General features: G+C 71.0%; 19 protein-coding genes and 1 tRNA gene. 7 read left to right on the top strand and 13 right to left on the bottom strand.

Features of this window, described 5'->3' with window-relative positions; translation table 11 throughout:
• Window positions 1-2 precede the first annotated feature (2 nt).
• Entirely contained in the window at window positions 3-1016 is a 1014-nt protein-coding gene (locus tag ACFQE5_RS06425) for a hypothetical protein (RefSeq protein ID WP_379583853.1), read from the top strand.
• 71 nt (window positions 1017-1087) lie between these two features.
• Entirely contained in the window at window positions 1088-2341 is a 1254-nt protein-coding gene (locus ACFQE5_RS06420; RefSeq protein WP_379583851.1) for an NAD(P)/FAD-dependent oxidoreductase, read from the top strand.
• 239 nt (window positions 2342-2580) lie between these two features.
• On the opposite strand, the gene ACFQE5_RS06415 is transcribed toward ACFQE5_RS06420, so the two are convergent.
• From ACFQE5_RS06415 to eno, 3 genes are read right to left on the bottom strand one after another with little or no spacing between them, the layout of a single operon-like run.
• Window positions 2581-3069: a DUF501 domain-containing protein gene (locus ACFQE5_RS06415; protein ID WP_379583849.1), complete on the bottom strand. Its 489-nt coding sequence runs from the start codon at window positions 3067-3069 to the stop codon at window positions 2581-2583.
• Window positions 3066-3593, bottom strand: a complete 528-nt coding sequence (locus tag ACFQE5_RS06410) for an FtsB family cell division protein (protein WP_379583847.1) — start codon at window positions 3591-3593, stop codon at window positions 3066-3068. The genes ACFQE5_RS06415 and ACFQE5_RS06410 overlap by 4 nt, the downstream gene beginning before the upstream one ends.
• 5 nt (window positions 3594-3598) lie before the next feature.
• Window positions 3599-4897: a phosphopyruvate hydratase gene (eno, locus tag ACFQE5_RS06405; RefSeq protein WP_379583845.1), complete on the bottom strand. Its 1299-nt coding sequence runs from the start codon at window positions 4895-4897 to the stop codon at window positions 3599-3601.
• 150 nt (window positions 4898-5047) lie between these two features.
• Here eno and ACFQE5_RS06400 point away from each other — a divergent pair, with 150 nt between their 5' ends.
• The 3 genes from ACFQE5_RS06400 (at window position 5048) to efeB (ending at window position 8001) form a co-directional block, all read left to right on the top strand.
• Window positions 5048-5446: a tetratricopeptide repeat protein gene (locus ACFQE5_RS06400; protein ID WP_379584068.1), complete on the top strand. Its 399-nt coding sequence runs from the start codon at window positions 5048-5050 to the stop codon at window positions 5444-5446.
• A 150-nt stretch (window positions 5447-5596) separates the two neighbouring features.
• Window positions 5597-6742, top strand: coding sequence for an iron uptake system protein EfeO (gene efeO / locus ACFQE5_RS06395; RefSeq protein ID WP_379583843.1), 1146 nt, complete (start codon window positions 5597-5599; stop codon window positions 6740-6742).
• Window positions 6739-8001 carry an iron uptake transporter deferrochelatase/peroxidase subunit gene (gene efeB, locus ACFQE5_RS06390; RefSeq protein ID WP_379583841.1) on the top strand — a complete coding sequence of 421 codons (1263 nt, stop codon included), beginning with the start codon at window positions 6739-6741 and terminating at the stop codon, window positions 7999-8001. The genes efeO and efeB overlap by 4 nt, the downstream gene beginning before the upstream one ends.
• Before the next feature lie 117 nt (window positions 8002-8118).
• On the opposite strand, the gene ACFQE5_RS06385 is transcribed toward efeB, so the two are convergent.
• The 5 genes from ACFQE5_RS06385 to ACFQE5_RS06365 all read right to left on the bottom strand — a co-directional run bounded on the left by ACFQE5_RS06385 (window position 8119) and on the right by ACFQE5_RS06365 (window position 17916).
• A complete protein-coding gene (locus ACFQE5_RS06385) occupies window positions 8119-8823 on the bottom strand; it encodes a lytic murein transglycosylase (protein WP_379583839.1) in 705 nt (234 codons plus the stop codon).
• Between the two features lie 186 nt (window positions 8824-9009).
• The gene (locus ACFQE5_RS06380; RefSeq protein WP_379583837.1) at window positions 9010-9936 is read right to left on the bottom strand and encodes a MazG family protein; all 927 of its coding nucleotides are present in this window, start codon (window positions 9934-9936) and stop codon (window positions 9010-9012) included.
• Window position 9937: 1 nt separating this feature from the next.
• Window positions 9938-10813: a peptidyl-prolyl cis-trans isomerase gene (locus tag ACFQE5_RS06375; protein WP_379583835.1), complete on the bottom strand. Its 876-nt coding sequence runs from the start codon at window positions 10811-10813 to the stop codon at window positions 9938-9940.
• Window positions 10814-10875: 62 nt separating this feature from the next.
• The gene (gene mfd / locus ACFQE5_RS06370) at window positions 10876-14463 is read right to left on the bottom strand and encodes a transcription-repair coupling factor (protein ID WP_379584067.1); all 3588 of its coding nucleotides are present in this window, start codon (window positions 14461-14463) and stop codon (window positions 10876-10878) included.
• Between the two features lie 150 nt (window positions 14464-14613).
• Window positions 14614-17916, bottom strand: coding sequence for a S41 family peptidase (locus ACFQE5_RS06365; RefSeq protein ID WP_379583833.1), 3303 nt, complete (start codon window positions 17914-17916; stop codon window positions 14614-14616).
• Window positions 17917-18100: 184 nt separating this feature from the next.
• Here ACFQE5_RS06365 and ACFQE5_RS06360 point away from each other — a divergent pair, with 184 nt between their 5' ends.
• Complete coding sequence (locus tag ACFQE5_RS06360) at window positions 18101-18982, top strand: hypothetical protein (protein WP_379583831.1); 882 nt, start codon at window positions 18101-18103, stop codon at window positions 18980-18982.
• A 54-nt stretch (window positions 18983-19036) separates the two neighbouring features.
• On the opposite strand, the gene ACFQE5_RS06355 is transcribed toward ACFQE5_RS06360, so the two are convergent.
• From ACFQE5_RS06355 to ACFQE5_RS06335, 5 genes are all read right to left on the bottom strand, one after another.
• Complete coding sequence (locus tag ACFQE5_RS06355; protein ID WP_379583829.1) at window positions 19037-20062, bottom strand: NAD-dependent epimerase/dehydratase family protein; 1026 nt, start codon at window positions 20060-20062, stop codon at window positions 19037-19039.
• Window positions 20063-20114: 52 nt separating this feature from the next.
• Entirely contained in the window at window positions 20115-20786 is a 672-nt protein-coding gene (locus ACFQE5_RS06350) for a PIG-L deacetylase family protein (RefSeq protein WP_379583827.1), read from the bottom strand.
• Window positions 20787-20814: 28 nt separating this feature from the next.
• Window positions 20815-21660, bottom strand: coding sequence for a sugar phosphate nucleotidyltransferase (locus ACFQE5_RS06345; protein ID WP_379583825.1), 846 nt, complete (start codon window positions 21658-21660; stop codon window positions 20815-20817).
• 4 nt (window positions 21661-21664) lie between these two features.
• Window positions 21665-22903, bottom strand: a complete 1239-nt coding sequence (locus ACFQE5_RS06340; RefSeq protein ID WP_379584066.1) for a methyltransferase domain-containing protein — start codon at window positions 22901-22903, stop codon at window positions 21665-21667.
• 178 nt (window positions 22904-23081) lie between these two features.
• A complete protein-coding gene (locus ACFQE5_RS06335; RefSeq protein WP_379583823.1) occupies window positions 23082-24032 on the bottom strand; it encodes an acyl-CoA desaturase in 951 nt (316 codons plus the stop codon).
• A gap of 198 nt (window positions 24033-24230) precedes the next feature.
• Between ACFQE5_RS06335 and ACFQE5_RS06330 the strand changes: the two genes are divergently transcribed.
• Window positions 24231-24301: transfer RNA gene (locus tag ACFQE5_RS06330), tRNA-Gln, on the top strand.
• The last annotated feature ends 472 nt before the right edge of the window (window positions 24302-24773 follow it).

The following is a 24773-nucleotide window of genomic DNA, read 5'->3' as shown; positions in this document are numbered from 1 at the left end:
GCATGAGCGCACCCACCCGCAAGCGGCGCAGCTGGAGCCGCTACACCGAGCGCAAGGTCCCCACCGAGTACGAGTTCGTCTCTCACGACCTGCACTGGCACTACAAGCCCGGGCAGAGCCCGTGGGAGATGTCCCCGGACCACGTCTGGAACCGCTGGTATGTCGAGCATCGCAACGAGTCGCCGTTCCGGTGCGCGGACTGGAACCGCTTCCGTGACCCCGACATGCTGGTCTACCGCACCTACGTGCGGATGCAGGACGAGGCCGAAACGTACGTGGACGGCCTGATCGACGATCACGAGGGTCGCGGCTCCTACGCGGCACTGACCCCGGAGTGGCTGCGCGCCCTGCGCGGGGGCTACACCCCGTTCCGCTACCTCGGACACGCACTGCTGATGTCGGCCACCTACGTGATGTCGATGGCGCCATCGAGCTACATCAGCAACGCGGTCGCCTTCCAGGCCGGTGACGAGCTGCGCCGCATCCAGCGGATCGCCTATCAGACCCGGCAGCTGCAGCTGCACCACCCGGACCTGGGGCTCGGGGACGACGACCGCGCCCGCTGGGAGCGGGATGCGGCCTGGCAGCCGCTGCGAAAGGTCGTCGAGCTGCTGCTCGCGGAGCGAGACTGGGGCAAGGTGTTCACCCAGCTCAACTTCGTGGTCAAACCCGCGGTCGACGCCGTGTTCAACCTGCGGCTCGCCGAGGCCGCCGCCGCCAACGGCGACGACCTCACCGCGATGCTGCATCGCAACCTGCAGTTGGACACCATCCGCAGCCGTCGCTGGTCGATCGCGCTCGCCGAGGTCGCGATCGAGGACACGGCGGACAACCGGCCACTGATCGCCGGCTGGGTCGAGGAGATCCGGGCGGGCGTTGTGGACGCCGTCGTCGACGCCTCGGCGCTGCTGTCCACATCTGCGTTCGATCTGGATCCGGCGGAGACCCGCAGCGCAGTCGACCACGCCCTGGCCGCCGGGCTGAGCACGATCGATATCGGCTCCGTCCAAGCCTGACGGCCGTTCCCGAGCGGCGGGGCACCCCAGCGCGCCCCGCCGCTCTCGTCCACGGAGAGACTCGAACATCGATGCGCGCATCCGATACCGCCCTTCCCACGACAGGCCGCGGCATCGTCGTGGTCGGCGGCTCGCTGGCCGGCCTGCACGCCGCCGAGGCGTTGCGCGAGCACGGCTACGACGGACCGGTCACGCTCCTGGGCGCCGAGGACGAACCGCCCTATGACCGTCCTCCGCTCTCGAAACAGGTCCTCACCGGCGAATGGCAACCCGGCCGCGCGGCGCTACGGAACGGCGGGGAGCTCGCGGCGGCGCGGATCGAGGTGCGCGTCGGCGTTCGCGCGACCGGGCTGGATCCCGACCGTCGCGAGGTCCGGACCGCCGACGGCGCCGCGGTTGCCTACGACGGTTTGATCATCGCGACTGGCTGCGCCGCCCGCACATTGCCCGGCGCCGACCCGCGTCCCGGTCTGCACACCCTGCGCACCCTGGCCGACTGTATGGCGCTGCGCGCGGAGCTGCGGGCCGGGGCCCGGCTCGTCGTGATCGGCGCCGGGTTCATCGGGATGGAGGCCGCGGCCGCCGCCCGGTCGCTCGGCGCCGAGGTCACCGTCGTCGATCCACTCCCCACCCCCATGCAGGCAGTGCTCGGCCCGCGGATCGGCGCTGCGTTGGGCCGGTTGCATCGGGAGCACGGCGTCCTGTTCCGATTGGGCCGGAACGTTCGTGCAGTCATCGGCAGCTTGCGAGTGGAGGGCGTCCAACTCGACGATGGCACCGTCTTGCCCGGCGACGCCGTCCTGGTGGGCATCGGCGCAACCCCCGCGGTGGGATGGCTGGCCGACAGCGGTTTGGACATCACGGCGGGATTGCGCTGCGACGAGTACCTGACCGCAGGCCCACCTGAGATCACAGCGGCCGGGGATGTCGTCAGCTGGACGAATCCGCTGTTCGGTGAGCGGATGCGGATCGAGCACTGGTCCAACGCCATCGAGCAGGGCGCCGCCGCGGCCCGCAATCTGCTCGCCGCCCCGGCCGAGCGCACGCCGTTCGCCTCCGTCCCCTACTTCTGGTCCGACCAGTACGACGTCAGGATTCAGTTCGCGGGACGGGCGGGCGCGGACTGTCTGACGCTGCTCGAGGACCCGGACGCCCCGGTATTCCTGATCCTCTCCGGTCGGGCCGGGCGGCTGAGCGGGGTCCTGTCGGTCAACGCCGCAAGGGCATTCACCCGTGCGCGTCGGATGATCGCTCAGCAGCGGCCGCTTCAGCAGGCGGCGAACGAGCTCAGTCGGCTGCTGCCCGTTGAGCCCAGCCGCCTGTAAAGGCAGGGCGAGACACCCCCGGACACCTCGCGACCGGACCCAGAATCGGATGAACGTCCGTTTGCGGTGGCGGTCGGGTCGGATCCCGGCGGAGGTGATGCGCGGCGACGTGCTCGATCTGCTGCGCACGAAGTCCGGCGATCATCGCAGCCGGCTCATCTCGCGGCCGAGCGCGGATCTGCCCCGACTCGGTCGCGGAAATACCGCGACTCGCGCTCGGAAATACCGCGACTCGCGGGTCAGGCGCAGGGGCCGGCGGGCCACCACTCGCCGATCTCGTCGAGCGCCTCGTCGCCGAACGGGTTGACACCGCGCCCGCGCGCCAGCGCGTGGGCGACGTGCACATGCAGGCATTTGACCCGGCCTGGCATGCCCCCGGCGCTGACATCCGTGCCGAGGGACTCGATCGCGTCGCGTTCGGCCAGGTACGACTCGTGCGCCCGCCGATAGGCGGCGGCGAGTTCGGGGTCGGTGGCCAGGCGTTCGGTCATCTCCCGCATCCGCCCCTGCGCCTCGAGCGTGCCGATCCGCGCCGCGAGCCGGGAACAGGTCAGATAGAACAGCGTCGGAAACGGCGTGCCGTCGTCGAGCCGGGGTGCGGTCTGCACCACCGCCGGCAGCCCGCACGGACACCGGTAGGCCACCTCTCGGATCGCCCGCGGTGGACGGCCGAGCTGCGCGGCGACCGCCGCGACGTCATCAGCAGCGATGCGGGACTCGTCGATCACGTCGTTCCTTCCGAAACCTCACGCCACAGCCGCGCGTACCACGGTGCGTCTCCGGCCCCATCCTGGCCGGGGCCGCTGCGCACCGGCTCGGGTAACTGCACGATGAACGGGACCTCCCCCGGCCGGACGTAGCCGAGCCGCGACCGCGCGTCGGCCACCACCCGGTCAGGATCGGCGAGTTCCGCGCGCCGCCGGGTCAGCTCGTCGACCTCCGCGGCGAGCGCCCGCTGCTGCTCGCTCACCGCGGCCAGCTCCTGGCGCTGGGTGAGGAAGTTGCGCAGCGGGACGGCGACGCTCAGCGCGATGGCGCACGCCACGAACGCGAGCACCGCGGCCCGTCGGGCGGAGGAGACACCGAGCCAGTCCGTGGTCGCCGCGACGACGCCGACGGCCCGCGCCCGGGTGCGCGTCAGCCGCGGCTCCCGGGTGCGGCGCCCGGTCGCCGCCGGCCGCGGGGGTGCCGCGCCGCGGCCGAACCGGACCCGATCGCTGCGGCTCCGGCCGCGCTCGTCCGCGGCGGACATGCGGATCAGACCCCGGACTGCGGCACCGTGTAACGCGGGAAGGCCAGCTCTCCCGCGTAGCGCGCGGCGTCAGCGAGTGCCTCCTCGATACGCAGCAGCTGGTTGTACTTCGCGACCCGTTCCGACCGGGCCGGGGCGCCCGTCTTGATCTGGCCGCAGCCGGTCGCCACGGCGAGGTCCGCGATCGTGGTGTCCTCGGTCTCGCCGGAGCGGTGGCTCATCATGCAGCGGTAGCTCGAGGTGTGCGCGAGGGTCACCGCATCCAGGGTCTCCGACAGAGTGCCGATCTGGTTGACCTTGACCAGCAGCGCGTTCGCGGCGCCCCGCAGGACGCCCTCCTCCAGCCGGTCCGGGTTGGTGACGAACAGGTCGTCACCCACGAGCTGGACCCGGTCGCCGAGGGAGTCGGTGAGCGCGATCCAGCCCTCCCAGTCGTCCTCCGACAGCGGGTCCTCGATCGACACCAGCGGATAGCTGCCGACTAGATCGGCGTAGATCGAGGCCAGATCCGAGGATGTCAGGTCCTTGCCCTCGTAGCGGTACGTGCCGGCCGAATGGAACTCGGTGGCGGCGACGTCCAGAGCGAGCACGATGTCGCGGCCCAGGGCGTAGCCGGCCCGCTCGACCGCGCCCGCGATCAGGTCGAGCGCGGCCTTGGTTCCACCCTCCAGGTCGGGGGCGAAGCCACCCTCGTCGCCGAGCCCGGTGGCCAGGCCCTTCTGCTTGAGCACCGACTTCAGCGCGTGGTAGACCTCCGCACCCCAGCGCAGCGCCTCCCGGAACGAGTCCGCACCGATCGGCGCGATCATGAACTCCTGCACGTCGACGGACGTGTCGGCGTGGGCGCCGCCGTTGAGGATGTTCATCATCGGCACCGGCAGCACATGCGCGTTGGGCCCGCCGATGTAGCGGAAGAGGTCCAGCCCGCTCGACTCCGCGGCCGCCTTGGCCACCGCGAGCGACACCCCGAGCAGCGCGTTGGCGCCGAGCCGGGACTTGTCGGGGGTGCCGTCGAGGTCGACCAGACGCTGGTCGACCAGGCGCTGGTCGACGGCGTCCATCCCGGTGAGCTCAGGCCCGATCTCGTCGAGCACCGCGGCGACGGCCTTCTCGACACCCTTGCCGCCGTAGCGGCTCGCGTCGCCGTCGCGCAGTTCGACCGCCTCGTGCTCACCGGTCGACGCACCGGACGGGACGGCCGCCCTCGCCAGCGTTCCGTCGTCGAGCGCGACTTCTACCTCGACCGTCGGGTTCCCCCGCGAGTCGAGGATCTCCCGCGCGCCGACCTGCTCGATGACCGCCACCAGTGCTCCCGTCCGAGATCAGAAGGTATGACCCGGTGCGTCAGCCTAACCGCCGCATCCGATACGCGGGTCTCGGAGCCCGCGTCGTGTCCCACTGCCGGTTGTCCACCCTCGCGGATCTCCCGTCGGGCACCTAACGTAGGCATGACCATGATGGGACAACCGGCTTCTGACAACGTGTTCGCTTCATATCGTCGCGCCGAGATGCTGCTTGCCAGCCGGCGCCCGCTCGACGCACTGCAGGCCCTGCTGCCCGTGCTGGAGAGCCAACCCAACGACACCTCCGTGCAACTGCTGGCGGGCCGCGCCTATCTCGACTCCGCGCAGCTGCACCTGGCCGAGGAGGCGTTCCGCCGCGTCGTCGACCTCGACCCTTCCGACCACTACGCGCGGTTCGCCCTCGGCAAGGCACTGCAGCGGCAGAGCCGATTCGACGAGGCCCAGGCCCAGCTGAAGATCGCCGCGGCGATGGACCCGCGCCCGGAGTACCAGGAGGCGCTCGGCGAGGTTCTGGCACGCCTCGCGGCAGACAGCTCCGGGCTGGAGTAGCGCCGTAGTCCGGAATCACAACCGGACGGATCGGGGCAAACTTCTTGTTGTCGAGCCGAGATATGCCACGAGATCTTCCTTCGTCCGCATTGATCAGGCTAGCCTCCCCAGAAATCTGATGAGGCTTGCCTAATCAATCGAAGGACCGTCATGTCCAGATCTCGGATCCCTGCAATCCTGCTCACCGCGGGCGCGGTCGGGCTACTGACCGGTTGTGCCGGCACCACCGGTCCCGCGCCGGCCGACCCCGCCGCGGTGGGCCCGGTCACCGTGACGGCCCACGACACGGCCTGCGACCTCTCCCGCACCCAAGCACCCGCGGGGACGATCTCTTTCGCGATCACCAACAGCGGATCCCAGGCCACGGAGTTCTACCTCTTCGGCGCCGGCGATCGGGTCATCGGTGAGGCCGCGAACATCGGCCCCGGACTCACCCGGTCGCTGACCGTCGAGGTCCCGGACGGCGGCGCCTACACCACGGCGTGCAAGCCCGGGATGACCGGCGAGGGCATTCGCGTCCCCTTCACCGTGACCGGCTCCACGGCCCGCTCCACCGACACGGACGCGCGGCTCGCCGAGGCCACCGGTAGTTACCATCGCTACGTCACCGCGCAGGTCGAGGCGCTGGTGACCAAGGCCGGCGAGTTCGCCGCCGCGGTGAAGGTGGGCGACGTCGAATCCGCCAAGGCGCTGTTCCCGGTGGCGCGCACCCACTGGGAGCGCATCGAGCCGGTCGCCGAGTCGTTCGGTGACCTCGACCCCCGGATCGACGGCCGGGAGGACGACGAGCGCGAACCCGGCGTCCGCTGGACCGGGTACCACCGGCTGGAGAAGGACCTGTGGGTGACCGGCCTGCAACCCGACTCCGGCACGATCGCCGACCAGCTCGTCGCCGACATCCACGACCTGCAGACCCGCGTCGCGAGCGTGCGGCTCACCCCGCTGCAACTGGCCAACGGCGCCAAGGAACTGCTCGACGAGGTGGCCACCGGAAAGATCACCGGCGAGGAGGACCGCTACTCGCACACCGACCTGTGGGACTTCCAGGCCAACGTCGAGGGCTCGCAGGCCGCCATCGCGGCGCTGCGGCCGGTCCTCGACGCCAAGGATCCGCAGCTCGGCGCCGCTCTCGACCAGCGGCTCGCCGCCGTCGAGGCGTTGCTCGCCACCCACCGTTCCGGCGACGGCTTCCAGCCCTACACCGCTCTGGCCCCCGAGGACGTCAAGCGGCTCTCCGACGCCCTCGACGCGCTGGCCGAGCCGGTCAGCCAGGTCGCAGGGGTCATCACGGCATGAGTCCCGCCGACGCAGCGACGTTCCGCGATGGCGGTGCGCCTCCCGCGCTGTCTCGCCGCAGACTGTTCGGTCTGGCCGGGGCCGGCCTCGCCGCGGCCGGCGCGACGGTGGCCTGCTCGCCCGAGGGAGCCGCCGGTGGCGCGGCCGGGGTCGTGCCGTTCCGGGGCGCGCATCAGGCCGGGATCATCACCCCGGCCCAGGACCGGCTGCACTTCGTCGCGCTCGACGTCACGACCACTGACCGATCCGCGCTCAACGCCCTGTTCAGACGATGGACCACCGCCGCCGAACGGATGGTCGCCGGACAGGAGGCCGCGCCCGGGGGCGCGGTGGGGGGCAACCCGCACGCCCCGCCCTCCGACACCGGCGAGGCACTCGGGCTGCCGGCGTCGTCGCTGACGCTGACGTTCGGCATCGGCGCAAGCCTGCTCGACAAGCTCGGGCTGCCGCGGCCGGCCGCGCTCGCCGACCTGCCCGCCTTCACCGGCGACAACCTCGATCCCACTCGCTCCGGCGGCGACCTGTGCATCCAGGCCTGCGCCGACGATCCCCAGGTGGCCGTGCACGCCGCCCGCAACCTCATCCGGATGGGATTCGGGACGACGTCGGTGCGGTGGTCGCAACTGGGTTTCGGACGCACATCGTCGACATCCAGGAGTCAGGACACCCCACGCAACCTGTTCGGTTTCAAGGATGGCACCCACAACCTCAAGGCCGAGGATTCCGATCTACTCGATCGGCACGTCTGGGTGCAGCCCGGCGACGAGCCGGCCTGGATGACCGGGGGGAGCTATCTGGTGGCGCGCCGGATCCGGATGCACATCGAGGTGTGGGACCGGACGTCGCTGGCCGAGCAGGAAGAGATCGTCGGGAGAACGAAGGGTGAAGGAAACCCGCTCGGCGCCCGCGCCGAGTTCGACCCCGCCGACTTCACCGCGCGAGACCCCGGCGGGGCCCCGGTCATCCCTGCCGACGCGCATATCCGCCTGGCCTCGGCAGAGCACCTGGGCGGCATCCGGATCCTGCGCCGCGGTTACAACTTCGTCGACGGCTCCGATGGGCAGGGCCATCTGGACGCTGGGCTGTTCTTCGTCGCGTTCGTCCGCGATCCGCAGGCGCAGTTCGTGCCGATGCAGCGGGCGCTCGCGAACCAGGATCGGATGATGGAATACCTGCAGCACAATGGGTCGGCGGTGTTCGCCTGTCCGGGCGGTCTGGCGGGGGGCGGCCACTGGGGACAGTCCCTCCTGGACTCCTGACCCGCCCCGCCCCGCCCCGCGAGTCGCGGTATTTCCGTGCGCGAGTCGCGGTATTTCCGTGCGCGAGTCGCGATATTTCCGTGCGCGAGTCGCGGTATTTCCGTGCGCGAGTCGCGGTCAGGGCGCGGTGGCATACCGGTTGGCAGCCGCCCAGACGAGCTGGGCGTACTCGACCGACCGGTTGTAGGTCAGCACCCCGTCCCACCAGCCCACCCCGCTGGCCGTGTCACGTCCCTTCGCACAGAGGTAGGCGGCAGCGGCGCGCGCGGCGTCGTCGATGTTCTGTGGATCGCCGTTCCCGCCGTAGCGGGCCCAGGTCGCCGGAAGGAACTGCAGCGGACCGACGGCCCTGTCGTACGTCGGGTCACCGTCGAGCCGACCGCCGTCGGTGTCGCGAATCTCAGCGACTCCGGGAGAGCCGTCCAGCTGCACGCCGATGATCGGCGGACGAGCCACGCCGTCGGAACCGAGCTCGGTCCCGCGCCACCGGCCGTGGTCGGACTCGACCCGTCCGATACCAGCCAGAGTGGTCCAGGACAACCGGCAGTCCGGCGTCACAGCGCGCTGGTCGAGTTCGGCTGCGGCGTAGGCCCGCAGCGCACGAGCGGGAATCGCGGTTCGGTCGGCGGTGTCACGCGACCATCCGACGAGGTCGAGGCCGGCCGGCAACGGGATGCCCTGCGCCACCGGTGTGTTCCGCGTGACGGGCGCCGGCCTCAGCCCGTCCGTCCGGGTCGACGTGCCCAGCGGATCGCCGAGCAACAACACGATCGCGACGACCAGCACACCGAACAGCCCCATGACGATCATCGCGGTGCGCACGACTCCACGGTACGGATTGCCGCTGAGAGCGCCCTCAGACTCGACGGCTCCGGCTCGCCGGGAGCAACTCGATCGCGGAAATACCCCGACTCGCGCTCGGAAATACCCCGACTCGCGCTCGGAAATACCCCGACTCGCGCTCGGAAATACCCCGACTCGCGCTCGGAAATACCCCGACTCGCGGGGCTAGGGGATGGGCCAGTAGTGCTTCCAGCAGTCGTGGTCGAGAGCGTGCGGGTCGAGCCCGTCGGCCCGGGCCGCGGTCTCGGCGGCGCGCACGGCCTCGGCGAAGTGCCGGGCGGCGGCCCGCAGCTCCGCCTCCGGGTCGAGCCCGGCCAGCTTGGCCTTTGCCGCCAGCGCGAACAGCTGATCCCCGACTCCCGGACCGGCGGGCAGGAGCTCGACGGGCAGCCGGGCCCGAGCGGTCCGGCTGGTGAGCTTCGCCGCCAGCGCGACAGCGGGCTGACCGAGCGGAACACCGTCGACGCTCGACTCCCGCTGCTTCTCGGCGCGCTTGAGCTCCTCCCAGCGGTGCTCCTGCCGCTCGGCGGTGTCGATTCGCTCGCCGTCGGCGAAGACGTGCGGGTGCCTGCCGACCAGCTTGGCGACGAGATCGGCGGCCACGGCGTCGATGTCGAACGGCTCGGCGCCGTCCTCGGCGGCCACCCGCGCGTGGAACAGCACCTGTAGCAGGACGTCGCCGAGCTCCTCGCGCATCGCTGCCCGGTCCTCGTCCTCGATCGCCTGGTAGAGCTCGTAGGCCTCCTCGATGAGGTAGGGCCGCAGCGACGCGTGGGTCTGCTCGGCATCCCACGGACAGCCACCGGGCGAACGCAGCCGATCCATCACCGCGACGGCATCGAGCAGCGCCCAGCCCGCCGAATCCGGGGCTCGGACGACGACGTCGGCACCGGCCAGCACCGGATGCTCGGGATCGGTGGTGAGCACGACGGCGTCGGCGGGTGGATCGCCCTCGAGCGGTTCCGCGCCGATGGCCGCGGCGTCCGGGACGTCGGCGGTGGCCAGCACCACCGATGCGGAGCGCAGCGCCGGCAGCGCGGCGGCAGGCAGCACCGAGACCCACCGCGGCAGCAGGACGACGGTGCGGGGCACCTCAACCCGCCGCCGGGGTGATGATGGATCCCGCCTGGTGTCCCGCCGCCACCACCCGCATCTGGATCGGGTCCCACACGCCGTAACGCGGGTTGACCCGCACCCCGAGCTCCTGGGACAACGGTTGCAGCAGCCGCTCCCCGATCTTGGCCAGGGTTGTCTCGTCGATCCGGCTCACGGCCGACGGATCGGTCGCAGCGGCGTCGATGGTGCGCTGAACCACCTTGAGCACGAGCCAGCCGCTCTGGCTGGGGGCGGGCTGGAACACCACGATCTGCCCCGCCGGGGTTCCGAACAGCGCCATCGAAGCGGCTTCCGGGTCGGCGGCGGCCCGGAAGGGCAGGTCGCGCTGTGCGTTCGTCCGGAACGCCGCGTCGGCGGCGGCCCCGCCCGCGGCGATCGCGCGGGCCTTGGCCTCGGCATCGGCCCGCGAGGGTGCCGCGACGATATCGACGACGACGTTCAGCCGGTCGACGTAGCGTTTGGCAAGCTCGACGGCGAGCAACTGGTCGCGGACCCGCTGGCGCAGCGAGTCCCGGTCGTGCAGCGACGACCGCAGCAGCGCGTCGGTCCCGCCGACGGCGGTGAGTTCCTGATCGATCTGAGCGTCGGTGACGGTGAGGCCCTCGGTGGCCGCAGTGCGTTCCAGCAGGTCGTGCATGATCGCGCGGGTCACGACGTCGCGGGCGATGTCGTCGGCACCGACCCCGCGCACGGCGAGCTGCGCCACCACATCGGTCTTGCTGAGCGCCGCATCGATGCGGGACTGGACCTGCGTCAACGAGACCGCGTCCGGCCCGATGATCGCGGCAGAGCCCACCTGGTTCGGGCCGCTCCCGCACCCGCTGATCACCGCGCCGACAATCGCCATGGCCACCGCGACGCGCCTCACTCGCCTGCGCACGCGGGCTACCCTCTCACGGCCCATCGAGGGCCGGCTCAGCCCCCCGCAACCGGCATCGGCGTGCCCGCCGGCACCACCAGAGCGTCGAGCAGCTTCGAGGCCCATTCGAGCAACGCGACATCGCGCAGCGGCGCCCCACCGATCCGGTTGCCCGCCATCGGCTTGGGCACCGTGACCAGACGCGCGGCGGGTTTGTAGGCGCTCTTGGGGTACAGCCGCCGCAGCCGTAGCTGCGCCGACTCCGCCAGCTCGACCGGTCCGATCCGGATCGAGGACCCGGCCACCGCGACCTCGGCGACCCCGAGGCTCCGGCACCGCTGCCGGAACGCCGCGACGGCCACCAGGTTGTGGACCGGGACCGGTGGCTCACCGTAGCGGTCGACGAGCTCCTCGACGATCGCGTCCAACGCCTGCTGGTCGGGCGCCTCGGCGATCTTGCGGTAAACCTCCAGGCGCAACCGCTCGCCCGTCACGTAGTCATGCGGGACGTGCGCGTCGACGGGCAGGTCGACCCGAACCTCGGCCAGCTGCTCGGGCTCCTCGCCGTCGGCCGCCCCGGCCTGTTTGCGGAACGCCGCCACGGCCTCGCCGACCAGCCGGATGTAGAGATCGAACCCGACGCCCGCGATATGCCCGGACTGCTCGGCGCCGAGGATGTTGCCCGCGCCGCGGATCTCCAGGTCCTTCATCGCGACCGCCGCGCCCGCGCCCAGCTCGGAATGCTGCGCGATGGTCGCGAGCCGATCGTGCGCGGTCTCGGTGAGCGGACGCTCCGGGGGGAACAGGAAGTACGCGTATCCCCGTTCGCGACCGCGCCCGACCCGGCCCCGCAGCTGATGCAGCTGGGCGAGCCCCAGCGCATCGGATCGCTCGACGATCAGGGTGTTGGCGTTGCTGATGTCCAGTCCGTTCTCGACGATCGTCGTGCAGACCAGGACGTCGAACTCGCGCTGCCAGAACCCGTTGACCGTGCGCTCCAGCAGGTCCTCGTTCATCTGACCGTGTGCGATGGCGATCCGCGCCTCGGGCACCAGCTCCTGGAGCCTGCGGGCGGCCCGGTCGATCGAGCTGACCCGGTTGTGCACGTAGAACACCTGGCCGTCGCGCAGCAGCTCGCGACGGATCGACGCCGCGACCTGCTTCTCGTCATAGACGCCGACGTAGGTGAGTGTGGGATGCCGATCCTCCGGCGGCGTCGCGATCGTCGACATCTCACGGATGCCGGCGAGGCTCATCTCCAGGGTCCGCGGGATCGGGGTGGCCGACAGCGTCAGCACGTCGACGTGGGTCCGCAGCGCCGTGATGTGTTCCTTGTGTTCGACCCCGAAACGCTGCTCCTCGTCGACGATCACCAGCCCGAGATCACGCCAGCGCACGCCGGGCTGCAGGAGCCGGTGGGTGCCCACCACGATGTCGACGGTGCCGTCGGCGAGGCCCTCGATCGTCTGCTTGGCCTCGCCGTTGTCGGTGAACCGGGACAGCCCCTTGACGGTCACCGGGAACGCCCGCATCCGGTCGGCGAACGTCTGCAGGTGCTGGGTGGCCAGCAGCGTCGTGGGCACCAGCACCGCGACCTGCTTACCGTCCTGCACCGCCTTGAACGCCGCCCGCACCGCGATCTCGGTCTTGCCGAACCCGACGTCACCCGAGATCACCCGGTCCATCGGCACCGGCCGTTCCATGTCGGCCTTGACCTCGTCGATCGCGGCCAGCTGGTCGGGCGTCTCGGTGTAGGGGAACGCGTCCTCGAGCTCGCGCTGCCACGGGGTGTCCGCGCCGAAGGCGTGCCCGGGCGCGGACTGGCGCGCGGCGTAGAGCTGTACGAGACCGGCCGCGATGTCCCGGACGGCCCGGCGGGCGCGCCCCTTCGTCCTGGCCCAGTCGGCGCCGCCGAGCTTGTTGAGCGCGGGCTGCTCGCCCCCGACGTACCGGCTCACCTCGTCGAGGGCATCGGTCGGGACGAACAGCTGGTCGGCGGGCTGCCCTCGCCTGCTGCTGGCGTACTCGAGCACCAGATACTCGCGGGTCGCCCCCTGGACCTCCCGGTGCCGCATCGTCACGAATTTTCCGATGCCGTGTTGGTTGTGCACCACGAAGTCGCCGGGCTGCAGGGTCATCAGATCGACGGCGTTGCGCCGGCGGGCGGGCATCTTGCGGGCGCTGTCGAGACCGGCGCGGCTGCCGGTCAGATCGGCCTCCCCGAGCACGACCAGCCCGATCTCCGGGGCGACGAAGCCATCGGCGACCCGGCCGCAGGTCACGGTGACCAGGCCCTTGTCCGGCGCCGAGGTGAGGTCCTCGACGAGCCGGGACGCGACGTCGGCGTCCTTGAGCTGCTCCATCGCGCGCCGCGCGGTGCCGTGCCCGGCCACGACGATCAGCGCGGCGCCACCCGCCGCGGTATGTGCGCGCAGGTCGACCAGCGCACGATCGGTGTCGCCGCGGTAGGACTCGACCTCGTGCACGGCGGGCACGAGCGCGTTGTCGGCCCCGGACAGCAACGGGGACAACGAGATCACCGGCCGCCCGGTCGCCGTCGCGTGCTCGAGCACATCGGTGAGATCCCGGTAGGCCGAGGCGCCGACGTCGATCGGGGCCGCGCCACCGGTGCCCGCGGCCAGCCAGGACGCCTCCAGGAACTCCTGCCCGGTGCGGACGAGGTCGTGGCTGCGGGTGCGGATGCGCTGCGGGTCGGCGAGCAGGACGGGCGAACCGACCGGGAGCAGGTCGGTGAGCAGGTCCAGCTGCGTGCCGACGAGCGCCGGGATGAGCGATTCCATGCCCTCGGCCGGAATACCCTGCGCCAGGTGATCGAGCAGCTCCCGCAGCTGGGGGTTGTTCTCGTGCTCGCGGGCGAGCGCGGCCGCGTGCTCCCGGACCGGCGCGGTGAGCAACAGTTCCCGGCAGGCGGGGGCGACGACCTCGTCGACGGCTGCGACGGAGCGCTGGTCGGTGACGGCGAACGCCCGCAGCTCGCTCACCTCGTCGCCCCAGAACTCGATGCGGACCGGGTGCTCCGCGGTCGGCGGGAAGACGTCGACGATGCCGCCGCGCACCGCGAACTCGCCCCGGGCGGTGACCATCTCGACGCGCGTGTAGGCCAGTTCGACAAGCCGCTCCAGCAGCCCGTCGAAGTCGTGTTCGTCGCCGACCCGCAACCGGATCGGGTCGAGCGTGCCCAACCCGGGCGCGATGGGCTGGATCAGGCTGCGCGCCGCGGCGACGACGAGTCGCAGCGACTCGTCGTCCGTCGAGAGTCTGCGGAAGATCGTGAGTCGGCGCCCGACGGTGTCCGGGCGCGGCGAGAGTCGCTCATGCGGCAGCGTCTCCCACGACGGGAGCACCGCGACGGCCGGCTCGCCGAGCAGATCGGCGGCGGCCGCGCCCAGATCCTCGGCCTCCCGATCGGTCGCGGTGATCGCCAGCACGGTGCGCCGGGCCCCGTCCTCGCTGACCGGGTTGGTCAGCGCGCAGGCGAGGAACGGCCGCAGCGGCGTGGGGGCTTCGACCTGAACCGCGGGGGTTTCGGGAGGCCGCGCCGGCGAGTCCGCCGCGGCGTGCGCGGCCTCGATGACGGCGCGCACGCCGGGGTCGGACAGGACAAGACCGAGCAGACCGGACAGGGTGGCCACGATGGTCAGATAACCCCTCGATAGAAAGGCGCACGCGGACAAACCCCTGACCGGTTCCCCGGGCGGGGTCTTGCGACTGCCAGGCTACGCCCGCCCTCCCGGCCCGCGACTCGCGCACGGAAATACCGCGACTCGCGGGGATCAGGGGCGGGGTGGGAGGGTCGGGCGGCGGCGCGACGGGCGGGTCTGCGGCTGCGGCGGGCGCACCGCCGGGTGCTGCCGTAGTGCCGCCATGGCCAGCTCGATCGCCCGTTCCAGCTGCGGGTCGCGCCCGGCCACCCAGTCCTGCGGACTGATCACCACCTCGACGTCGGGATCGACGCCGTGGTTCTCCACGTCCCACCCCAGATGGTCGAACCAGAACGAGTACCTCGGCTGGGTCACCCGGGTGCCGTCCACCAGGCTGTAGCGGCTGTCGATCCCGATCACCCCGCCCCAGGTCCGGGTGCCGACCACCGGGCCGAGCCCCAGCCGCTTGAACGCCGCTGTGACGATGTCACCGTCGGAGCCGGCGTGCTCGTCGGCCAGGGCGACCAGCGGTCCGCGGGGGGCATCGCCGGGATAGGTCTGCGGCTGCCGGTGGCGCACCACGTCCCAGCCGATCACCTTGCGCGCCAGCTTCTCGAGCACCAGCTGCGAGGTGTGGCCACCGCCGTTGCCGCGGACGTCGACGATCAGCCCGTCGCGCCGGGTCTCCCGGCCCAGGTCGCGGTGCAGCTGCGCCCAGCCGTTGGCGACCATGTCCGGGACGTGCAGGTAACCCAGCCGGCCACCGGAACGCTCGGCCACGTGGGCGCGCTGGCAGGTCACCCAGTCCTGGTAGCGCAGCGCGCGGTCGTCGGACAGCGGACGGACGACGACCCGCCGCAGCTCGCCGGACGTCCCGCGCACGGTCAGCTCCACCAGCTGGTCGGCGGTCCCGACCAGCAACGGGGCCGGCCCCAGCTGCGGGTCGATCGGCGCACCGCCGATCTCGAGGAGGACGTCGCCCGCGCGGACATCGACGCCGGGGTCGGACAGCGGGCTGCGGGCCCGCGCGGCCGACGTCTCCGGGGGCAGCACCCGGACCACCCGCCAGTTCCCCTCGCCGTCGCGCTCCAGATCGGCACCGAGCAGCCCCGGCCGCCCGGACCGGTCTGCCTCACCCGATCCGCCGATGACATACGCGTGTGACGAGCCCAGCTCGCCGTGCAGCTCCCACAGCAGGTCGATCAGGTCGTCCTTGCTGCCCACCGCCTCCACCAGCGGCCGGTACCGGGCGAGCTCACCGGCCCAGTCGACGTCGGCCATGTCCTCGACCCAGAAGTGGTCGCGCATCAGCCTGCCCGTCTCGTCGAACATCTGCCGCCACTCCGCGACCGGGTCGATCATGACCCGGATGCGACGAAGGTCGATCTCGAACTCGTCGGCGTCGGAGTCGCCCGGCACGCCGGAGCCGGACCGATCGGCGCGCAGTACCCGCAGGGTGTTCCCGTCGCGGACGACGAGCCGGGTGCCGTCGCCGCTGACCTGGTAGGCGCTCACCGGGTCGACGATCGTGTCGAGCTTGCGGCGCACCAGGTCGTAGCGTTCGAGCACCGGTCGCGGTCCGTTGTCGCCGGTGATCGCGCGGCCCTCGCCGAGTACCCCGGCGACCGGTGAGCGCAGCCACAGCAGACAGTCCTTCGCCGCCGCCAGACCGCTCAGCCTGCCCTCCGGGACCGGGATGGGCACCACCCGTGCCGCCAGCCCCTCGATATCGACGACGACCTCGGTCGAGTCCGGCTCCGTCGTCGGCTCCACCGTCTCGTCGGCGGCGGTGGTGGGCAGATCCTGCGGGCCCTCGCCCGCCGCCGCGACCGGGCGCCCATCGGGACTCGCCCCGAACGGTGAGGGCGTGCGGGCGGCCAGCGGGACCAGGAACGGCCGCCAGGACGCCGGGAAGGACAGGTCGAAGGAGTGCTCGTCGTAGATCGGGTCGAAGCTGCGCAGCGACAGGAACGCCAGGTAGCGGCCGTCGGTGGTGAAGACGGGATGCTGGTCGACGAACCGGGGCCCGGTGACCTCGACGAGGGTGTCGTCGGCCAGCCGGGCGATCATGATCCGGCTCAGGCCGGTCTCGGCCGGGTCGGCGAAGGCCAGCCACGCGCTGTCGGGCGAGTAGGCCAGACCGGAGACCTCGCCGTCGGCGCCGCGGGCCAGCTCGCGCAGCGCCCCGGTCGCGACGTCCAGGACGAGCAGCCTGCCATCGTGGGTGGCCAGCGCGGCCGTCGAGCCGTCGGGAGCGGCGGCCAGTTCCAGCACCCGCCCGAGCTCGCCGGTCCCGTACCGGACGAGCCCGGCGGCATCGTCGGCGATGGCATCGATCGGGGCGACGGTGACGGCATCCTCACCCTCGGCGTCATCGACCCAGATCGCCCGGTCCTCGCCCAGGGGCTGCGCCAGCCGGGCGCGCACCCCCGGCTCGGCGAGCAGCGTGCGCGCCGGACCGTCGCGGTGGGTGAGCCGGTGCACGGTGCCGCGGACCTGCACGATGCTGGTGCGGCCGGTGCGGTCGGGTGCGGCCCGCCGCAGCCACCCGGCCGCGTCGACGCGCATCGGGTCCCGCGCGGTGCGCGGCCCACCCAGCTCGACCTCGAGCCTGCGGGGGGCGCCGGTCGGGTCGTCGAGGCGCTCGACCAGCCACAGCTCGCCGGCCGACTCGTAGACGACCCGACGGCCATCGGTGGCGGCGTGCCGGGCGTAGAACTGCGGAGCCCCCTCGGCTCCGTGGTCGGTGTGCCTGCGCAGCCCGGCGAGGTCCCCGTCACGCCCCAGCGAGTAGAGGTTGCCCCAGCCCTCGTGGTCGGACAGGAACGCGATCCGGTCACCGACCAGCATCGGCGAGTCGAGTTGGCCGTCGAGCCCCGCGGCGAGCCGCTCGAACCGCCCCGACCCCACCGGGTCCCACCACAGCTTGCCCGCGGTGCCGCCGCGGTAGCGCTTCCACCACGCCATCTCGCGCGACATCGTGGTGGTCAGCAGCACCACGGGGGCCCCATCGGGCGCCATCGCCAGGTCCGAGACCGGCCCGTAGTCCAGCCGGCGAGGTGCCCCACCGTCCACCGGAATCGCGTACGCCCAGCTGCGCCGGATCGAGGGCTGGCTCGCCGCGGTCACCGCGAGCACCTGGCCGTCGGCGGTCCAGCCGACGGTGCGGGTGCGCGCGTCACCCCACCAGCTGAGCCGTCGGGCGCCTCCGCCCGCGAGGTCGGACACGAACACCTCCGGGGCGCCCTCCCGCCAGGACGTCCAGGCCACCCGCGCCCCGTCGGGCGACAACCGTGGGTGGGCGGCCGGGACCACATCGGCGGTGAGCCGGTGGGCGCGGCCGCCGACCACCGGCGCGCACCAGACGTCGTCCTCGGCCACGAAGACAACCGTGTCATCGTGCAGATGTGGGAAGCGAAGATAGCTACGGGGCACGACCAGACGGTATAGCCCCCGGACCTGCGGCGCCGACGGCGCCTACTCGACCGATTCGAGACTACTATTCGGGTTAGTACGATCCGACTGAACTACTATTTTTCTTCGTAGAAAAGTGCGCCGAACCCGATGCGATAACCTCGGCTCGCCTTGAGTCAGCGACCGAACGAGACGAGGACAGGCGTTGATCACGCTCTATTTGAACCGAGAGATTGCCGACGACGCGCGACGCGAATCACTGTTCGCTGGCAACTTCTATCTCTACACAAACCTGCCGGGCGCCCACGCCCTGGCCGACCATGCGAAGTCCCTCATCGCCGAGGCCTTTGCCGAGCGCGACCCGGAACGCGCCCAGTACGAGATGCCGGTCGACGAGTTCGTGGAACTGGTGGGCCCGCTCAAGGCGGAGTTCACGAATGGTCAACGCACCAAGGAACTCTGCCAGCAGTTCGCCCTCGACCTCGGCGTCGACCCCGAGAACACCTATTTCGACATTCCGCGCCTTCGGGTCATCCCGGCCGATGACTACCTCTCGGCGGGTGTCAGCTACAACTACAAGGCGCACCGCGACATGTGGTACGGCCACCCCCAGCAATTGGTGAACTACTGGGTCCCGGTGTTCCCGGTCGTCGGGGACAACGTGATGAGCATGTTCACCGACTACTTCGACCGGCCGGTCAAGAACGGCTCGAACGCCTACGACTACGACGAGTGGGTAGCCAAGTACCGCCCCGCCGCGGCGGAGAAGATCACCACCGACGACCGGCCACACCCACTGCCGCTCGAGGAGATCGACTCGCGGGGGGAGATCCGGATCGCGGGCGGTTCGGGCGATGTGATGATGTTCTCCTCGAACCACCTGCACGCGTCGGCGCCGAACCTCTCGGGCGTCACGCGGTTCTCCTACGACCTGCGCACGATCAACCTCGACGACATCCGCGCCGGCCGCGGCCCGCGCAACGTCGACTCCGGCGCCACCGGCACCACGCTGGGCGACTTCCTACGGGTCAGCGACCTGGCGCCGCTCCCGGCCGAGAAGTTCGCCGCCGCCCTTCAGGACAGCTGATCCGCGGCGACCGGGCCGTTCCCCGCGAGGGCGGCCCGGTCGCGGCCGCGGCGCTCAGCCGGTGACGCGCATCGAGCCGTCGAGCGAGCCGTCCTTCTGCCGGGCCGCCAGTACGGCGAGCCGGATGAAGCGATTGTCGAACGCCTCCTTGGTGAGCCCGCGCGACCGGTACTCGTCGGCCAACTGCTTGGCCCCCTCGGGGATCGTCCACTGCGCCTCGAAACCGAGGAACTCGCGGGCCCGGGAGAAGTCGACCCGGTAGGAACGCGGGTCGTTGCCGGTCTCGCCGGTGATGTTCAGCGTGGACCCCGGGACGGCCTCGACGACGGACTGCGCGATCTCGGCGACCGTGCTGTTGTTCTTCTCGGTACCGATGTTGAACGCCTTGGCCCGCACCGCGTCGGCCGGCGCAGCCAGCGCCGCGACGACCGCACCCGCGATGTCGTCGGCGTGCACCAGCGGGCGCCACGGGGTGCCGTCGGACAGGACCTTGACCTCGTCGGTCAGCACCGCGTACCCGACGAGGTTGTTGAGCACGATGTCGGCCCGCAGCCGCGGCGAGAACCCGAAGGCCGTCGCATTGCGCATCGACACCGGGATGAAGTCGCTGTCGGCCAGCTCGGCCAGGTCGTCCTCCACCCGCACCTTGGACACCGCGTACGGGGTGACGGGCTTGAGCGGGGCGTCCTCGTTGACGAGCTCGTCGCCACCCTGCGCGCCGTACACCGAACACGTCGAGGCGTAGACGAACCGGCGGACCCCCGCCTCCTTCGACAGCCGGGCCAGCCGGCTGGAGGCGTGGTGGTTGATGTCGTAGGTGATCTCCGGGGCGAGCGAGCCCAGCGGGTCGTTCGACAGAGCTGCCAGGTGCACGACGGCATCGAAGCCGGTCAGCTGCTCGACCGTGATGTCCCTCAGGTCAACCGGCAGCCCCTGGACGTCCGGAGTGTCCAGCGAGCCGAGCACGCAGTCGGCGAACAGACCCGAGTCCAAGCCGATCACCTCGTGTCCGGCCGCCGCGAGGATCGGCGCCATCACGGTTCCCAGATAGCCCTGGTGTCCGGTCAGCAGAACACGCACCTGGCAGATCCCTTCTCGTCGAATTGATGTCTCGGTGCTCGACCGCGTCGGCTCACTCGCCCGGGTCAAGACCGGTCAGGGGCGCCACGCCGAGCACCAGCTTGGCCACGTGGTAGGCCTCGGCGTAGCGGGCGTGGCACTGCACGCCGCGGATTCGCGCCAGCCCACCGAACGTCTCGGCGTCGAACCAACTGCGGTCTCGCTGCGAGCCGTAGTGCTCATGCAACTTCGCGATCTTCTCCCGCAGCACCGGCTCGGCCAGCGGCAGATAGACCGACGGCTGGGCGAGGTCGCCCTCCCACTTGAGGATCTCGTAACCCAGGGTCAGGTGGTCCCGAAAGACCGTCGGCACGATCTGGGCGAGCGTCCGGTGATCCTGGTGCGCATCGTGCGGCGAGGGCGCCAGGATCAGGTCCGGTTCGCCGAACGCCCGCAGATCCTCCAAGGCGAGCTTGGCGCGCTCCCAGCGGGTCGGCACCCGGCCGTCGGGCAGATCCAGCACGTTGATCTCGAGGTGGGCCCCCGGGCAGAACGCGGTCAGCGCGGCCCGTTCCTCCTCCTCGCGCAGGGAACCGCCACCGGTGAGGACCAGCGCGGTGACCTGGACGCCGGGGTGGGCCCGGCACAACTCCAGCAGCGACCCGCCCGCGCCGATGGCGATGTCGTCGCAGTGCGCACCGAGCAGCAGCATCCGGTCGAGCCGCTCCGGTAGCAGGCTCAGCATGGCGCGGACCCGGGTTCGGCAGGCACGCTCATCGCTCCAACGGTGCCGTGTTGAGCGCGGCGATCGCGGCCTGCAACGGGTCGCGGTCCGGTGCCTCGGACGGGCGCCGCTCCCACAGCATCCAGGGCCGGGTGCCGCCCTGGTAGGCGGCCTCCAGCGCGGTGCGCTCCTTGACCGTGTCGGCGGGCTGCCAGAAGCCGCGGTGCCGGTACGCCATCATCCGGCCCTCCTTGGCCAGCGGCGCGCATGCGTCGGCGATCAGATCGCCGTCCTCCGGAAGGTGGTCGAAGATCTCCGGCCGCAGCACGAAGTAGCCGCCGTTCTCCCACAGCGGCATCTGCTGCAGCGTGGAGATCGAGGCGATCCGGTCGTCGTCGCCGACGTCGACGCAGTGGAACGCCGACTGCGGCGGCACCGCCAGCAGCGCACCGACCGCGTCGGTCGCCCGGAACTTCTCGATCATGTCGTTGAGCGGCATGTCGGTGAGCACATCGGCGTAGTTGGCCAGGAACATCTCCTCGCCGTCGACGAGGGTGCGCACCCGCCGCAGCCGCTCCCCGATCGGCGAGTCCAGGCCGGTGTGCACGAACGTGATCGTCCAGTCCTGGATGTCACTGCCGAGCAGTTCGACGTCACCGCCGCGCAGCACGAAGTCGTTCGACGCGGTCTCGGAGTAGTTGAGGAAGAAGTCCTTGATGTGGTGCGCCCCATAGCCCAGGCACAGCACGAAGTCCTTGTGGCCGAAATGGGCGTAGTAGCGCATCACATGCCAGATCAACGGCCGGGGACCGACCGGGTGCATCGGCTTGGGCAGGTCGGACACGCCGTCGCGCATCCGCATGCCGTACCCACCGCAGAACAGGACGACCTTCACCGCGTCAGATCACCTCGAGCGTCGGGATCGGGAACACCAGGCGTCCGCCCCAGTCCCGCACGTAGGCGAGCTGCTCAACCAGCTCGGTGCGCAGGTTCCAGGGCAGGATCAGCACGTAGTCCGGGCGGTCCTCGGCGATCCGCTCGGGCGCCAACACCGGAACCCGCGTGCCCGGCGTGTAGCGGCCGTGCTTGTAGGGGTTGCGGTCGACGGTGTAGCTGAGCAGGTCGGGTCGGATGCCGCAGTAGTTCAGCAGTGTGTTGCCCTTGCCGGGCGCCCCGTAGCCGACCACCTTCTTGCCCTGCCTGCGGGCGTCGATCAGGAAGCCGACCAGATCGTCCCGGACCCGGGAAACCGCCGTGGCAAAACCGTCGTGGCCCTCGGCGGTGTGCAGCCCGGCGGCCTCCTCGGCGGCCAGGACGTCGCGCACCGCCTGGGACGGCTCACCGGCCACCTCCGCCGGGCGGGCCCACAGCCGGATGGACCCACCGTGGGTGTCGAGCAACTCGACGTCGACGAGCGCGAGGCCGCCGGAGGCGAGCGCCCGCTGCGCCGTCAGCACCGTGTAGTACTGGAAGTGCTCGTGGTAGATCGTGTCGAACTGGGTGCGCTCCACCAGCGTCAGCAGGTGCTGCACCTCGATCGTGACCCACCCGTCGTCGGCCACCAGCGCCCGCAGTCCCTTGGTGAACCCCACGACGTCCGGGATGTGCGCGTAGACGTTGTTCAGCGCCACCAGGTCGGCGGGCCCGTACTCGGCGCGCACCTGCTCACCGGTCTCCGGGGTGAGGAACGCGGTGAGGGTCGGGATGCCCTTCTCCCGCGCGGCGGCACCGACGTTGACCGACGGCTCGATCCCCAGACAGCGAATGCCCCGGTCGACGACGTGCTGCAGCAGATAGCCGTCGTTGCTCGCGACCTCGACGACGAACGAGTCCGCCCCCAGCCCGAGCCGCTCGATCGCGCCGGAGACGTACCGCTGCGCGTGCTGGACCCAGGAGGTGGAGAACGACGAGTAGTAGGCGTACTCGATGAACGTCTCCTCGGGGGTGATCAGCGGCGGCAGCTGCGCGAGCAGGCACCGGTCGCACACCCGCACGTGCAGCGGATACGTCATCTCGGGGCGGTCCAGTGCGTCCGCGGTGAGGAACAGCTCGCACGGCGGAGTGGCGCCGAGGTCGACGAAGCTGCGCAGCTGCGCCGATCCGCAGAGGCGGCAGGTGGCGACCGGATCGGTGAGCACACCGTCGTTGCCGGTCTTGGTCGCGTTGTCGGCAAGCGTCACAGCGACCTCGCCTGGGCATCACCGGGCATCACGAGTTCCAGGTTGAGCACCTGGCCAGTGTTCCACGAACGACGCAGCACTCACCCAGGGGTGGGTCACCCGGCTGCACGATGGGCGTTTGCCCACCTCAACCGGGTCAGCGGGCGCGCAGCTTCGCCAGCCTGTTCGTGGTCGGCCAGCGTACCTCGTGCACCCAGCCGAACCGCTCGAAGATCCAGATGATCCGGGCCGAGATGTCGATCTGGCCGGGCAGCACGCCGTGCCGGGCGCAGGTCGGGTCGGCGTGATGCAGGTTATGCCAGGACTCCCCCATCGACAGGATCGCCAGCGGCCAGAAGTTGCGCGAGCGGTCGCGGGAGCGGAATGGCCGCGACCCGACCATGTGACAGATCGAGTTGATCGACCAGGTGACGTGGTGCACGAGTCCCGTCCGGACCAGTCCACCCCAGAAGAAGCCGGTCAGCACGCCCACCCAGGACCACGTGAGCAGGCCCCCGAGTACGGCCGGAAGGATGAGGCTCAGCGCCACCCACAGGCCGAACAACTTGCTCACCCGTCGCACAGCGTGATCGGCGAGCAGATCGGGGATGAACCGCTCGTAGTTCGTCTTTCGGCGCTCGAACAGCCAGCCGACATGTGACCAGACGAAGCCCTTCGCCACCCCGATCGGCGAGGTGCCGTAACGCCACGGCGAATGCGGGTCACCCTCCTTGTCGGAGTACGCGTGGTGGCGGCGGTGGTCGGCGACCCAGGCCATCACCGAACCCTGGATCGCGAGCGATCCGCTGATCGCGAGCGCGATCCGCAACCACCGCCGGGCCTTGAATGACTTGTGGGTGAAATGTCGGTGATATCCGACCGTGACGCCGAGGATGCCGACGACATAGAACGCAGCGGCGATGCCGATGTCGTGCCAGCCGAGGCCCCAGCCCCACATCACCGGGACACTGGCGATCAGCGCCAGCATCGGGGCGACGACGAACGCCCACACCAGGCCTTGCTGCCAGTGTGTGCGGGTGGCGCCGAGAATCGGCCGGACGGGCGACGGGCCCGGCGGGTCCTCGGGCGCGGTGACTTCGGCGGTCATGCTCACCTCTGCGATCGGAACTCATGATCTGTCGGCGGTGCGCGCCCCCCGCCCGCACCGTCCGGAGCGTAGGGGAGGGCGACGCCGGCCCGCATCGCGTGGGGTGAAAAGCGGACGATTCGGGTGACATCCGCGCAGGCGATCACCTGCGGCGTCGGGTGCCGGGGCTCGGGGGGCGCATGTCAGGATGGAGGCCTGTCCGCCGTGGTGTAACGGCAGCACCTCGGATTTTGGTTCCGATGGTCCAGGTTCGAATCCTGGCGGCGGAGCGGCAGGTCAGGGCGAGGTTGCAGGTGGTCAGCCGCCGAGATCAACCCTCGGGCGCCGGGAGCCGCGGTGGGCGCGGCCTTCCCTGCCCAACTGCTGATCATGACTCGAGAGCCGCGGGGATGGACCCCATCACCTCGGCGGCACGGAAGGGCGCCAGGCCGAGGGGCGGCTCGTCGCGCATCGGGACCGCGCGGCCCTCGACGCCACGGTCACGTCGAGGGAAAGTCCGGCCCCGTCGCCGATCGCCCGCGTGCGGGCATGTGTCGTCGGAGCCGGATCGTCAGCGATCGCCCTTGGGCGACGGTGGCGGTGGCTTCGGTCGTCCGTTGCCGGTGCACCTCACGTTGTCCCCCTCCCCAACTCCGCACTCAGAGAGTGTTGGGGAACCCGGGAGATCAGTCCTGATGCTCGTCTGCTAGGCGGCGGGCGGCCTCGGTCTCGATCGGTCCTTGAGGTTCCAGGTCCTCGCCT

The organism is Pseudonocardia hispaniensis (assembly GCF_042658695.1).
GTDB classification, from domain to species: domain Bacteria; phylum Actinomycetota; class Actinomycetes; order Mycobacteriales; family Pseudonocardiaceae; genus Pseudonocardia; species Pseudonocardia hispaniensis.
The sequence above is the reverse complement of the archived record's forward strand: the minus strand, read 5'-3'. Positions and strand labels throughout refer to the sequence as shown.

Coding starts and splice junctions, on each gene's coding strand:
- ACFQE5_RS06420 (WP_379583851.1), top strand. CDS start 1,088: ATGCGCGCATCCGATACCGCCCTTCCCACGACAGGCCGCGGCATCGTC.
- ACFQE5_RS06400 (WP_379584068.1), top strand. CDS start 5,048: ATGATGGGACAACCGGCTTCTGACAACGTGTTCGCTTCATATCGTCGC.
- ACFQE5_RS06335 (WP_379583823.1), bottom strand. CDS start 24,032: ATGACCGCCGAAGTCACCGCGCCCGAGGACCCGCCGGGCCCGTCGCCC.
- efeO (WP_379583843.1), top strand. CDS start 5,597: ATGTCCAGATCTCGGATCCCTGCAATCCTGCTCACCGCGGGCGCGGTC.
- ACFQE5_RS06410 (WP_379583847.1), bottom strand. CDS start 3,593: ATGTCCGCCGCGGACGAGCGCGGCCGGAGCCGCAGCGATCGGGTCCGG.
- ACFQE5_RS06350 (WP_379583827.1), bottom strand. CDS start 20,786: ATGCTGAGCCTGCTACCGGAGCGGCTCGACCGGATGCTGCTGCTCGGT.
- efeB (WP_379583841.1), top strand. CDS start 6,739: ATGAGTCCCGCCGACGCAGCGACGTTCCGCGATGGCGGTGCGCCTCCC.
- ACFQE5_RS06425 (WP_379583853.1), top strand. CDS start 3: ATGAGCGCACCCACCCGCAAGCGGCGCAGCTGGAGCCGCTACACCGAG.